This is a genomic window from Arenibaculum sp., assembly GCF_035998295.1.
Taxonomy (GTDB): Bacteria; Pseudomonadota; Alphaproteobacteria; order Azospirillales; family Azospirillaceae; genus DASYHS01.
Map to the genome: position 1 here is coordinate 1 of NZ_DASYHS010000064.1, position 11,808 is coordinate 11,808.

At 70.3% G+C, this 11,808-nt stretch carries 12 protein-coding genes; all 12 read left to right on the top strand.

The window, feature by feature from the left end:
- A partial coding sequence (locus VGO20_RS06820) for a hypothetical protein (RefSeq protein ID WP_327501558.1) occupies nt 1–525 on the top strand: 525 nt, incomplete at its 5' end.
- A 13-nt stretch (nt 526–538) separates the two neighbouring features.
- Nucleotides 539–1,231 carry a hypothetical protein gene (locus VGO20_RS06825; protein ID WP_327501559.1) on the top strand — a complete coding sequence of 231 codons (693 nt, stop codon included), beginning with the start codon at nt 539–541 and terminating at the stop codon, nt 1,229–1,231.
- Nucleotides 1,221–2,057 (top strand): nucleotidyltransferase domain-containing protein, encoded by an 837-nt coding sequence (locus VGO20_RS06830; RefSeq protein ID WP_327501560.1) that lies wholly within the window; start codon nt 1,221–1,223, stop codon nt 2,055–2,057. Before VGO20_RS06825 ends, VGO20_RS06830 begins: the two co-directional genes overlap by 11 nt.
- On the top strand, nt 2,054–2,710 hold the full coding sequence (locus tag VGO20_RS06835) for a PqqD family protein (RefSeq protein ID WP_327501561.1): 657 nt from the start codon (nt 2,054–2,056) through the stop codon (nt 2,708–2,710). The genes VGO20_RS06830 and VGO20_RS06835 overlap by 4 nt, the downstream gene beginning before the upstream one ends.
- A 188-nt stretch (nt 2,711–2,898) precedes the next feature.
- Nucleotides 2,899–3,975, top strand: a complete 1,077-nt coding sequence (locus VGO20_RS06840) for a putative B6 ABC transporter substrate-binding protein (RefSeq protein WP_327501562.1) — start codon at nt 2,899–2,901, stop codon at nt 3,973–3,975.
- 13 nt (nt 3,976–3,988) lie between these two features.
- Complete coding sequence (locus tag VGO20_RS06845) at nt 3,989–5,590, top strand: putative B6 ABC transporter ATP-binding protein (protein ID WP_327501563.1); 1,602 nt, start codon at nt 3,989–3,991, stop codon at nt 5,588–5,590.
- On the top strand, nt 5,587–6,630 hold the full coding sequence (locus VGO20_RS06850; RefSeq protein WP_327501564.1) for a putative B6 ABC transporter permease subunit 2: 1,044 nt from the start codon (nt 5,587–5,589) through the stop codon (nt 6,628–6,630). Before VGO20_RS06845 ends, VGO20_RS06850 begins: the two co-directional genes overlap by 4 nt.
- A 13-nt stretch (nt 6,631–6,643) precedes the next feature.
- The gene (locus VGO20_RS06855) at nt 6,644–7,579 is read left to right on the top strand and encodes a putative B6 ABC transporter permease subunit 1 (RefSeq protein ID WP_327501565.1); all 936 of its coding nucleotides are present in this window, start codon (nt 6,644–6,646) and stop codon (nt 7,577–7,579) included.
- Between the two features lie 48 nt (nt 7,580–7,627).
- Nucleotides 7,628–8,377, top strand: a complete 750-nt coding sequence (gene pldH, locus VGO20_RS06860; RefSeq protein WP_327501566.1) for a pyridoxal 4-dehydrogenase, SDR-type — start codon at nt 7,628–7,630, stop codon at nt 8,375–8,377.
- Between the two features lie 259 nt (nt 8,378–8,636).
- Nucleotides 8,637–9,239 (top strand): superoxide dismutase, encoded by a 603-nt coding sequence (locus VGO20_RS06865; RefSeq protein WP_327501567.1) that lies wholly within the window; start codon nt 8,637–8,639, stop codon nt 9,237–9,239.
- 71 nt (nt 9,240–9,310) lie between these two features.
- Complete coding sequence (locus VGO20_RS06870; protein WP_327501568.1) at nt 9,311–10,207, top strand: NAD(P)-dependent oxidoreductase; 897 nt, start codon at nt 9,311–9,313, stop codon at nt 10,205–10,207.
- 308 nt (nt 10,208–10,515) lie between these two features.
- The coding region (locus VGO20_RS06875) for a hypothetical protein (RefSeq protein WP_327501569.1) at nt 10,516–11,808 on the top strand (1,293 nt) is incomplete at its 3' end.

Sequence of the window (11,808 nt, forward strand, 5' to 3'; positions counted from 1 at the left end):
TGCGCCTATCTGCGCCGGCCGAAGCCGCCCGACGGCAACGCCGCGACGCTCGGCCGGCTGATGCCGCGCCGCCACGGCGACGCGCGCGACTGGCTCGGCGGGCCGTTCGCCGAGACCATGGGCGTGGCGCTCGCCTTCGACTTCCTCGCCCATTGGGAGGCCGGGATACGCCCGGCGCTGGCGGGCCGGCGCTTCGTGGTCTGCGACCGCTACGACGTCTGCTTCGCGGCCTATCTCCACGCCGTGGGCAGCGCGTTTCCGTGCGGCGAGCTGTTCGCCACCCTGCCCAGGCCCGACCTCGCGATCCACGTCGTCCTGGCGCCGGAGACGCTCGCCGCGCGCCAGGGCGCGCGCGGGGCCGCGGACGACGAGCATCCGGCACTCTCGGCGGCGCTGTCGCGCGCCTATGCCGACCTGCTGCCGCAATACGCCCCGCGCCACGCCGTCGTCGCCAATGACGGCGCCCTCGAAGACACGCTGTCCCGGGTCGCGGCCCTGGTCCGCGACGCCGGGCGCCGGCCGTGAGGAGGAAGCATCCATGACCGAGCACGCCGACCGCCTGGCTGCGATCGTCGAGCCGCTGCACGCCCTCGACTGGAACGACGCCGCCGCTGCCAAGCACCTCACCGGCGAGGTCCTGCGCGCGGCGGCCGGCGAGCCCGGCCTGCTCGCCGGCCTCGTCCGCGGGCTGCGCGACCGGTCCGACCTCCAAGCACTCGGCGACCACGACGTCGACTACGGCTTCACGAAGTTCGTGCTGCATCGCGGGCGCGACGACCGGTTCCGGCTGCGCCTGCACGTGATGCATCCCGGCACCCCCGACATCCCGCACAGCCACCGCGCCAGCTTCGCGAGCCTGATCCTGGGCGGCAGCTACCGCCACACCGTGTTCGCGCCCTTCGACACCGGCGGCGACCTGCCGGGCCCGGACGCGCTGCGGGCGGTGTTCAGCGGCGACCTCGACCCCGGCGACCACTACGTGCTCCACCACTCCGTGATCCACACGCTGCGGGTCGACGGGCGGCCGTGCCTCAGCCTGATGCTGCGCGGGCCGGTCGAGAAGCCGCGCGCGGTCGTCGTCGACCGGGAGCGCGGCCGGTCCTGGTACCAGGTCTCGGCCGCCGCCTCCGGCGAGGACGCCGAGCGGCTGAAGGCGAGCTTCCGGCCGCTCGACGAGGCCGACCTCGCCGCGGCCCTGGCCCTGATCGAGGAGGCCGGACATGGGCGCTGAGACGGGAGCGCAGCCGGGCTGGCCGGAGATCGAGGCCGAGACCGGGCTCGGGGCAGACGCGCTGCGCGCGGGCCTGGAGGGCCGGCCGCACCTCGCCGCCTGGGTCGCGGGCTCGCTGGTCGAGGGGCTCGGCACGCCGAACAGCGACGTCGACGTCTTCGTCCTGGTGCCGGGGCACGAAGGCGGGGCCACCCGTGTCAACGACGACTACCGGGTCGACGTCCGCTTCGCCGCCGCCCGCCGCGTCGACTACGAGCTGTGGTCCCTCGACACCGTGGACGCGATGGCCGCCAAGTTCGCCGCGCTGCCGCTGGAGGACCCGGAGAGCAACGTCTGCGACGCGCTGTCCGAGCATGAGGTTCTGTTCATGACCCGGCTGCACCTCTCGCTGCCGCTGGCACCCAGGGAGACCGCCGAGGAGACGGTCCGCGCGCTGCGGTCGCGCTTCGATCGCGACCGGCTGGTCGCCTACCTGGTCGAGAACCGCCGGCACTACGTGGACGACGCCTTCGACGATGCGGTCGGCTTCTGCCTTGCCGGCGACTTCGCCTCGGCGGCGCTCAGGGCCCGCGACACGGCCGAGTTCGCGGTCGACCTGCTGCTGCACGACCGCGGGCTCCTCAACGTGCGCCACAAGTACCGGCGCGCGATCTTCGACCGGGCCCGGGCGTCCTGGCCCGACCTCGGCCCCGCCTACGAGCGGTACTGGGCGCTGTCGTCGGGGATACCGGCGACGGCGGCAGGCCAGCAGGACTTCGTGGCCCGCTCGCTCGACTTCGTCGAACGGATCGTGACCCACGTCCAGGACCGGAGGGCGGCATCGTGACCGGGGCCATGCGCATCGATGCCGCGTCGCATCCCCGCCGGGGCTTCCACGTGCGGCGCAGGCGCGTCGGCGACCGGGTGTTCCTGCTGTTCGGCACCGCGATCCATCCGCTCGACGGGCTGGCGCTCGCGGTCTGGGACCTGTGCGACGGCCGCACCGCGGTCGGCGAGATCGTCCTGCGCTGCGCGGCGCTGAACCCGGCGCTCGACGTCGCGGCCGTCGCCCAGCGCGTCGTCGAGGTGCTGTCCGGCTTCGAGGCCCATGGCCTGACCTGGCGCGACTTCACCGGCGCCGGCGCGCCCCCGGCTCCCGCGCCGGCGTGGGGGGCGGTCCTCCAGCTCTTCCACGAGCATGCCGACCGCGACTGGCGCGAGGGCGTGCCGCAGGAGGAGCAGGCGCGGATCGTCGCGCGGTTCGTGCGCATCCTCTACGAGTTCGACGCCTCCGCCCGCGGCCACGCGCTCGAGCCGGCGGACGAGCAGGCCTTCCGGGAGCGGATGCTGGCATGCGCCCGCGAGCGTCCGGCGGACTTCGCGGCCGCGGTCCGCGACCTCTGCGCCCTGCGCTATTGGAAGTACCGCAGGGACGAGTACAAGATCGTGATCGTGACCGAGCGCTCGGTCTACAGCGGCGACCTCGATCATCGGCGATGAGGGCGGGCGTTGCGGCGTGTCGGGGCTCGTTCCGTCTTGTTGCGGTCCGTGATCGCTGATAATTCCCCTGGTCGCTGCCATGCGGCAGCGCGCCCGTTGCTGGCCGAGGGCATGGCCGATGCCGTCGGCCGTCGCGCGGGCTCCGGGAAGCCTCACCAGCGGCGCTCCGAGGGCGGGTGCCGGGTCACATGGAGGACGCAGGCGTGACGTTGCGCAACTTCTTACGGTGGTCGGCGGTTCCCGCGGCTTTCGCCGCGTTCCTTCTGGGCGGCCCTGCCTCGCTGGGCGGCCCGGCCTCGGCCGCCGAGGTCGGGAGCATCGCCGTGCTCGTGCCCGAGCAGGGCACGGATTTCGGCTGGAACCAGCAGGGCGTCGACGCGGCGCGCCAGGTCGCCGAGGACATGGGCCTGGAGTTCGTCGCGGCCGAGGGCCTCGGCTACGGCGACGTCCGGCCGACCCTGCGCGAGCTGGCCGCCGACGGCATCGACCTCCTGATCGCGCATGCCAGCGGCTACAACACGGCCGCCCCCGAGATCGCGCAGGAGACCAGGGTGCCGGTCGCGATCGTCGACCGGCCCGACGCGCTGGTGCCCGGCCTGGTCGCGGACTACACGCTGAGCGGCCACGAGGGGGCCTATCTCGCCGGGCGGCTCGCCGCCAGGACGACGCGCACGGGCACCGTCGGCGTCGTCGTCTCGGGCGAGCCGCCGGGCTGGAACTCGCAGTCGCACGGCTTCGCGCAGGGCGTACGGGCGGCGAATCCGGACGTGAAGATCCGCTACGCGGTGATCGGGCCTGCGGCCTACAGCGATGCGGCCGGCGGCCGGCGGGTCACCGAATCGATCATCGCCGCCGGGGCCGACGTGATCTTCGGCCAGGGCAACGGCTCCAGCTTCGGCATGATCCAGGCGGTCGAGACGACCCCGGCGGTCGACGGCGGCAAGGTGTGGTTCATCGACGTGATCGGCGACAAGTCCAGCCTGGACAAGGGCCATCTCCTGTCGTCGGTGGTCTGGGACATGGTCCCGGTCTACACCGCCATGGTCGAGGACCTGAAGGCCGACCGCTTCGGCACGCGCGCCTACGAGATCACGCTCGCCGACGGGTCGCTGAAGCTCCTGAAGACGCCCCACATCCCCGAGGACGTCTGGACCGACCTGATGGCGGTGCGCGACGACATCGTCGCCGGGCGGATCGAGGTTCCCGCCGTCTTCGAGGCGGAAGAGGTGCGGCGGATGATGACCGCCGTCGATGCCGGCCAGTGATGCGGGCGCATCGGTGAGCCGGGATGCGGCCGCAGCGCCCGTCGTGGCGCTGCGGTCGATCACGCGGCGCTTCCCGGGCGTCCTCGCCAACGACCGCGTCGACCTGGCGCTCGTCCCCGGGCGCGTGCACGTGCTGCTCGGCGAGAACGGCGCCGGGAAGTCGACGCTGATCGCGATCCTGGCCGGCCTTCAGCAGCCCGACGCCGGCGAGATCCTGGTCGACGGGCGGCCGGTGGCGATCGCCAGCCCGCGCCGCGCGCTCGACCTCGGCATCGGGACCGTGTTCCAGCACGAGATGCTGGTGCCGACCCTGTCGGTGGTGGAGAACCTCGCGCTCGGCGGCGGGCCGTGGTGGCGGCGCTGCCGCCGCGACGCCGCCGCCGTGCGCTACCGCGCGGTCGCGGCCCCGCTCGGCATCCTGATCGATCCCGACCGCCTCGTCGGCGACCTGTCGCTGGGCGAGCGCCAGCAGGTCGAGATCGTGAGGGCGCTCTGGCGCGGAGGCCGCATCCTGGTGCTAGACGAGCCGACCAGCATGCTCGCCCCCGACGAGATCGGGGCGCTGGGACGGCTGCTCGGCCGCCTGCGGGAGCGGGGGACTGCGATCCTGCTGGTGACCCACAAGCTCGACGAGGCCTATGCGCTCGGCGACGAGGTCTCGGTCCTGCGCGGGGGCCGCCTCGTCGGCCGCATCGAGCCGGAGGAACTCGCGCGCCTGGACCGCGACGCGGCGGTCGCGCGCATCGTCCGCGCCATGTTCGAGGAAACCGGAGCCGGCGACCCGATCGTCGCGGCCGAAGGGGGACGGGCGGCCCGGCGGCGCCCGCCCGCGCCGGATGCGCCGGACGTGCTCCGGGTCGAGGGGCTGTCGGTCGCGGGGCCGGACGGTCGCCGCGTCGTCGAGGGCGTCTCCTTCGCGGTCCGGGCGGGCGAGATATTCGGCATCGCCGGCGTCGACGGCAACGGCCAGAAGCCGCTGCTCGAGGCGATCGCCGGCCAGCGGCCGGCATCCGGCCGGGTATGGCTCGACGGCGAGGAGATCGGCGGGCTCGCGGTTCCGGCACGCCACCGCCGGGGCCTGCGCTACGTCACCGACGACCGCTTGGGCGAGGGGACCATCGCGCAGGCCCCGGTGGCCGAGGCGCTGGTGCTGAAGCGGATCGGCGAGGCGCCGTTCTGGCGCTCGGGCATCGTCCGGCCGGCCGCGATCGAGGCCCATGCCGCCGACGCGATCGACCGCTTCGACATCCGGGTTCCCGGGCCGGGGACCCCGGTCGGCCGCCTGTCGGGCGGCAACATCCAGAAGGTGCTGCTGGCGCGCGAGCTGCACGGGCGGGCGAAGGTGATCCTCTACAACAAGCCGACCTACGGGCTGGACCTGAACAACATCCGCCAGACCCGCGGGCGCATCCGCGACGGCGCCGACGCCGGCATGGCGGTGGTGGTCGTCTCGACCGACCTCGACGAGCTCGTCTCGCTGTGCGGGCGCATCGGCGTGATGTCGCGCGGCCGGCTCGTGGGGATCGTCGACACCGACGACGGTGACGGCGACAGGGACGGGGGCGGCGCGCGGGCGCGGATCGGGCAGCTGATGATCGGGATGCCGGTGCGATGACCGGCGGCGCGTCGCACGGGCCGCTCGGCGCGGCGTTGCGCCTCGTGCTGCCGGTGGCGCTCGCCCTGCTGGCGGGTGGGGCGCTGCTGGCCGCGGTCGGCGTCGATCCGCTCGCCTACTACGCCCATGTCGTCCGCCGGGGCATGCTGACCTGGCTCGGCCTGCAGGAGACGCTGACGCGCATGGCGCCGCTGCTGGTGCTGGGGGCGAGCCTGATCGTCGCGTTCCGCGCCGGGGTGTGGAACCTCGGCGTCGACGGCCAGTTCCTGCTGGCGGCGGTCACCGTCGCCGCGGCGGCCCCGCTTCTGGCGGAGCATCTGCCGGGCGGGCTGATGCTCGCCGCCGGCTTCGTGCTCGCCGCCGCAGTCGGGGCCGCATGGTCCCTCGTTCCCGCCCTCCTCAAGGCCTACCGGCAGGTCAACGAGATCATCACGACCTTGATGATGACGTTCCTCGGCGTCGGCCTCGCCAACACGCTGGTCAAGCTGGCCTTCCGCGACCCCGGCACGACCGTCGCCCAGACCCGGACGCTGGCGGTCGAGGACCGGCTGCCGAGGCTGTTCGACACCATCGTCACCGGCGGCCTGCCGATCGCGCTCGTCGTCGTGGTCGTCGTCCATCTCCTTGTGACGCGGACGGCCTGGGGCATGCGCCTGCGCGTCGTCGGCGCGAGCCCGAAGGCGGCGCTGCATGCGGGGCTGGCGGTGCCCGGGCTGACGGTCGCGGCCTTCGCGGTCAGCGGCGGCCTCGCCGGCGCGGCGGCCGCGATCGAGGTCCTGGGCGTGCGCGGCCTGGTCCAGGCCGACTGGAACCCGGCCTACGGGCTGACGGTGATCCCCTTCGTGTTCCTCGCGCGCTTCAACGGCTTCGCCGTGATCGCCTTCACCTTCCTGTTCTCGATGCTGTCGATCGGCGGCGAGAGCGCGTCGCGCCGCTTCGGCGTCCCGCATTACTACATCCTGGTCCTGGTCGGCCTGCTGCTGGTCTTCCTCGCCCTCGTCGACTATCTCGGCGAGCGGCGCAGGAAGGCGGCGGCCTGAGGGAGGGCGGTCCATGGATGCCTTCCTGACCCAGGCCTTCGTCACCTCCCTGCTGCTGGGCGCCGTCACCGCCGGGCTGCCGCTGCTGCTGGCCGGGCTCGGCGAGCAGATCTCCGAGAAGGCGGGCGTGCTGAACGTCGGCATCGAGGGGATGATGCTGCTCGGCGCCTATTACGGTTTCCTTGCGGCCTATTCCACGGGCTCGGTCTGGCTGGGCTTCGCGGCCGGTGCGGCGGCCGGCGCCGCGGCCGCGGTGCCGATGGTGGTGTTCTGCGTCGTGCTCGGCATGAACCAGATCGTGATCGGCATCGGCCTGACCCTGGCGGCCGAGGGGATCACGGCGCTGCTGCACCATTTCCAGTTCAGCCGGACCTATCCGCGGCTGCCGGCGACCGAAGTCCTGGCGATCCCGCTCCTGTCGGAGATTCCGGTCCTGGGCCGGGCGCTGTTCAGCCTGCATCCCGCCGCGTATCTGGCGGTGGCCCTGGTCGCGGTCGCGGCCTTCCTGTTCCGCGACACGCTGCTCGGCCTGTCGCTGCGGGCCGCCGGGGACAAGCCGGCGGCGCTCGACACCGCCGGCGTCGACGTGCGCCGCGTCCGCACGGCCGCCGTGCTGGCGACCGGCGCGCTGGCCGGCTTCGGCGGCGCCTACCTGGCGGTGGTCGGGGCCGGCGTCTTCGTCCCCTTCATGACCAACGGCGCGGGCTTCATCGCGATCGTGCTGGCCATGCTGGCGCAGGGGCGCCCGGTCCGGGTGCTGTACGGCGCGCTGCTGTTCGGCGCGAGCCTGTCGGCGACGACGGCGCTCCAGGTGGCGGGCATCGACGTTCCGACCGACGTCGTCCAGATGCTGCCCTTCGCGATGGTGATGCTGGTCCTCGTCCTGTTCGGGCAGCGCGCCAGCCTGCCGGCGGCGCTCGGGACCCATTACGAGCGGGGGGCGCGCTGAGGCCGGGAGATGCCGGGAAACGAAGAAACTAAGAAGAGGAGCGGACGGATGGACAGGTTCAAGGACAAGGTGGCGATCGTGACCGGGGCCGCGCAGGGCATCGGCAGGGCGATCGCGTCGAGGCTCGCGGCGGAGGGGGCCTGCGTCGTGGCGGCCGATTTGGACGCCGACGGGGCGGCGGCGACCGCATCGGCCTGCGGCAACGGCTCCTTCGCCGTGCGCTGCGACGTCTCCGACCCCGCCGACGTGCGCCTCCTGCACGAGCGGGTCGCGGCGGGGCCGGGCCGCCTGGACGTGCTGGTCAACAACGCGGCGATCGTGCCTTGGGTCGCCTGGGACGACGTCGACCTCGACCATTGGCGGCGCATCATGTCGGTCAACCTCGACGGCGTGTTCCTGATGGCGCGCGCCTCCTCCGACATGATGCGGGGCCGGGGCCAGGGGCGGGGTGGCCGGATCGTCAACATCTGCTCCAACACCGTCTTCGCCGGGACGCCCAACATGGCGGCCTACGTCGCCTCCAAGGGCGGCGTGCTCGGCTTCACCCGCGCGCTGGCGACCGAGCTCGGCCCCCACGGCATCACCGTCAACGCGGTGACGCCCGGGCTGACCGCCTCCGAGGGCGTAATGGCGAGCCCGCACAAGGACGCCTTCGAGTTCGTCGAGATGCTGCAGGCCGTGAAGGGCAGGGGCCAGCCGGAGGACATCGCCCCGGCGGTGGCCTTCCTCGCCTCGGACGAGGCGCGCTGGATCACCGGCCAGACCCTCAACGTCGATGCCGGCATGGTCCGCTGGTGAGGCGGTTCGCCCCCGAAGGGGTGGGGGTACCCGTCTTCAAGGGGTAGGCCCCCGCCCCGGAAGGGAAGGCGGCCCTGCGCGTTTGGCCTTTGCCAAAGCGGACGCCTCCGGCTACTTAGGCGGGTGGGACGGACCGACGAGGAGCCGGGACGCGCCTCTCGCGGGTGTGGGCCGGCTGGTCCGTCCGATGCCGCGCCCGGTCCGGCGTCTGCGGTGCCGGCGCGGCGAAACGACATCAAGTCACGGAGGACTGACGCAGATGGCTCTCGAACTTCCCCCGCTTCCCTACGACAGGACGGCGCTCGCTCCCCACATCTCGGAGCGGACCCTGGAGTTCCACCACGGCAAGCACCACGCGGCCTACGTCACCAACGGCAACAACCTGATCAAGGACACGCCGCTGGCCGACAAGCCGATCGAGGAGATCATCCTGGCCGCCGCCGGCGACGCCTCGAAGGCGGGCATCTTCAACAACGCGGCCCAGGTGTGGAACCACACCTTCTTCTGGAACTGCATGCGTCCGGGCGGCGGCGGCACGCCGTCGGGCGAGGTCGCGCGCCGGATCGACCAGGCGTTCGGCAGCTACGACAAGTTCGCCGAGGCGTTCAAGCAGGCGGCCGTCACCCAATTCGGCAGCGGCTGGGCCTGGCTGGTCCAGGACGGCGGCGAGCTGAAGATCGTGAAGACCGCGAACGCGGACCTGCCGCTCGCCCACGGGCAGAAGGCGCTGCTGACGGTCGACGTCTGGGAGCACGCCTACTATCTCGACTACCAGAACCGGCGTCCCGACTTCGTCCAGAGCTTCCTGGACAACCTCGTGAACTGGGACTTCGTCCAGCAGAACCTGGAAAAGTCGGCCTGATGACGCACGGCGCCCCGCCGGCGGCACGGTCCGCCGGCGGGGCGCCGTCCGAAACGAAAGGGGACACCCCAATGACGGAGCTTCCCCTCGACGCCTGGACCGTCGGCTTCGTCGGCTTGGGCCTGATGGGCCGGCCGATGGCGCGCAACCTGCACCGGGCCGGCGCGTCGCTGCGCATCCACAACCGCTCGCCCGGCCCCGTCGAAGCCCTCGCCGCCGATGGCATGCATCCGGCCCCGACGCCGCGCGCCGCCGCGGAGGGCAGCGACGCCGTGATCGTCATGGTCACCGACACGGCGGCCGTCGCCGCGGCGCTGCACGGGCCTGACGGCATCCTCGCCGGCATCGCCGGCAGGCCGGGAATGCTCGTCGTCGACATGGGCACGACCGCGGTGCCCGACACCCGCCGCTTCGCCGCCGAGGTCGAGGCCGCCGGCGGCCTCTATGTCGACGCCCCCGTGTCCGGCGGCGAGATCGGCGCCCGCGAGGCCAGCCTGTCGATCATGGCCGGCGGCACGCCCGAGGCGGTCGAGCGCGCGATGCCGCTGTTCCGGGTGCTGGGCCGGCGCGTCACCCATGTCGGCCCGGTCGGCGCCGGCCAGGTCGCGAAATCGGCCAACCAGATGATCGTCGGCCTGACGATCGGCGCGGTGGCCGAGGCGCTGGCGCTGGCGCGCGCGGCCGGCGTCGACCCGGCGCGGGTGCGCGACGCGCTCGACGGCGGCTTCGCCTCCTCGCGCGTGCTCGACCTGCATGGCGGGCGCATGGTCGAGGGCCGCTTCGAGCCGGGGGCACGCGCGACGACCCAGCTCAAGGACATGCGCCAGGCCGAGGACCTGGCCCGAAGCCTCGGGCTAGACCTGCCGGCCCTGTCGCTGAACCGGGGGCTCTACGAGAAGCTGGTGGACCTTGGCGACGGCGGGCTGGACCATTCGGCGCTGATCCGGCTGTTCGAGGGGGAGCGATAGACGCTCGGGTGAATCGCCCCGGTTGTGTACTTTGCCTATCTAACCGTTCACTAAGACTGCTTTGCGCCAGAAAAAGCCATTCGCTGGTGCCGAATAGCAGATGCCCTACAACCCATCCGCCAAGGCCCATGAGCGGTCGGAAAAGTTGTACCCGTAAATCTCCAATCAGATATGATTAGACCCTCTCTTAGGGGCTACCCGCTCGCTGCAAGCGCGCGGTTTCACAAAGTCGACTGCTTCATCGTGTTTTGACTGCGTTCGACTTCATTCGTATGTAACTTTGGCTAATCGTCTAGAAGGTGGAAGCAGTGAAGATCGAAAAACTTATCTCGTTGCTTCTGGCAAAAAAGAGCAGGGCGGCCATGGTTGCGGCGTTGAAGGACGTCGGTCGCCCGCTACCAGATGGGGACACCCAGAAGGAGATCGAGAAGCGCCTCAAGGCTCGTGTTAGGATTCTCGGCGGCCAGCTTGCGGCGGATCAGCGGCGTGAAGCCATGGCCAGTGCGCTTGCGTTGGTGATGGCGGACGCGGATTTCACCATCATGGAGATTCGTCGTACCGGGCTGCTTCGCGCTTCCCGCTACGGCTACCAAGCGTCTCTCATTGCCGACATCGCTAAAGCGATCTTGCAAAACCGCCATCTTTTGACCGCCCAGCCAGATCGCTTCACCTATCTTGAATCGGTCCTCGCCCTGGCCCGCTTAGCGCCAAACGTCCGCGAATTGCACGACGATGCCGGAAAGTTCCTGCGGTTTCGGAAGGATGAGGTGCTCAAGACACTACTGGTCATTGTAAATCAAGCCTTCTATTCCGGATGGATTGGAAATCTCGAACTGAGTCCGTTGGACCCGCGGCACTACTCAGCGGAGGAGCTCAGCGAAGCGGTCTCTCTGTTGCTTTCCATGTACCGGGAACTGTTCAAGCTCACGGACGAAAGCTGCAACCGCGTCGATGAGAAGGCCATCAAGGCAAATGATCCCATTTACGACAAGCTGTTGGTCGCCGCGGTGCTGATCAATAAGTTCAGAGAAGCCGAGAGCCTGATCGACGGTCTGCCGTACCAAGCTTGCCTTGATGGGCGTACCGTCACGGTGTCGTCGATCGACCCAGAAATCGAGAAGTCCGTGCGGCTTGGCTACATCCAATCTCAAGGTCAACTAATGATTCGGGCTAGACGTCTTAGCCAGGTTAGCGCGCCTCCTCCTATTAAAGAGTTGATCGAAGTCTGGTTTAGGAAAGGCCTTGAGGAGACAATTGAAATTGTTGAACATCCTGTTAGAAGACTGAGATTCAAAATCCCTGCCGTGCCGGAGGTTTTTAATCTATTCTCCAGAGACGAGCCGCTCAGGGATGAGATCGAGAGCCTGCTGGCGTTGGACGTCGACAACTTTGAGAGCACGGGAAAGCCGTTCTTTAAGATAACAGATCGGGTTTCTTCCTCGGACATATTCAAATTTCAGAGATATTTTCGGTTTATTAGCTGCGTGTATCAAAAAAAGCTTGAGGAATTCACGGACGATGTCGAAAAGCAGTTAATGACTTATCGCTCCACAGTATTTATTTTTCCAAGGGTTGAGCTCATCAATCAGGTCAGCTTGATA

Excerpts from the sequence above, each read along its gene's own strand:
- VGO20_RS06825 (WP_327501559.1), top strand. The coding sequence starts at position 539 with ATGACCGAGCACGCCGACCGCCTGGCTGCGATCGTCGAGCCGCTGCAC.
- VGO20_RS06830 (WP_327501560.1), top strand. The coding sequence starts at position 1,221 with ATGGGCGCTGAGACGGGAGCGCAGCCGGGCTGGCCGGAGATCGAGGCC.
- VGO20_RS06840 (WP_327501562.1), top strand. The coding sequence starts at position 2,899 with ATGGAGGACGCAGGCGTGACGTTGCGCAACTTCTTACGGTGGTCGGCG.
- VGO20_RS06850 (WP_327501564.1), top strand. The coding sequence starts at position 5,587 with ATGACCGGCGGCGCGTCGCACGGGCCGCTCGGCGCGGCGTTGCGCCTC.
- VGO20_RS06855 (WP_327501565.1), top strand. The coding sequence starts at position 6,644 with ATGGATGCCTTCCTGACCCAGGCCTTCGTCACCTCCCTGCTGCTGGGC.
- pldH (WP_327501566.1), top strand. The coding sequence starts at position 7,628 with ATGGACAGGTTCAAGGACAAGGTGGCGATCGTGACCGGGGCCGCGCAG.
- VGO20_RS06865 (WP_327501567.1), top strand. The coding sequence starts at position 8,637 with ATGGCTCTCGAACTTCCCCCGCTTCCCTACGACAGGACGGCGCTCGCT.
- VGO20_RS06870 (WP_327501568.1), top strand. The coding sequence starts at position 9,311 with ATGACGGAGCTTCCCCTCGACGCCTGGACCGTCGGCTTCGTCGGCTTG.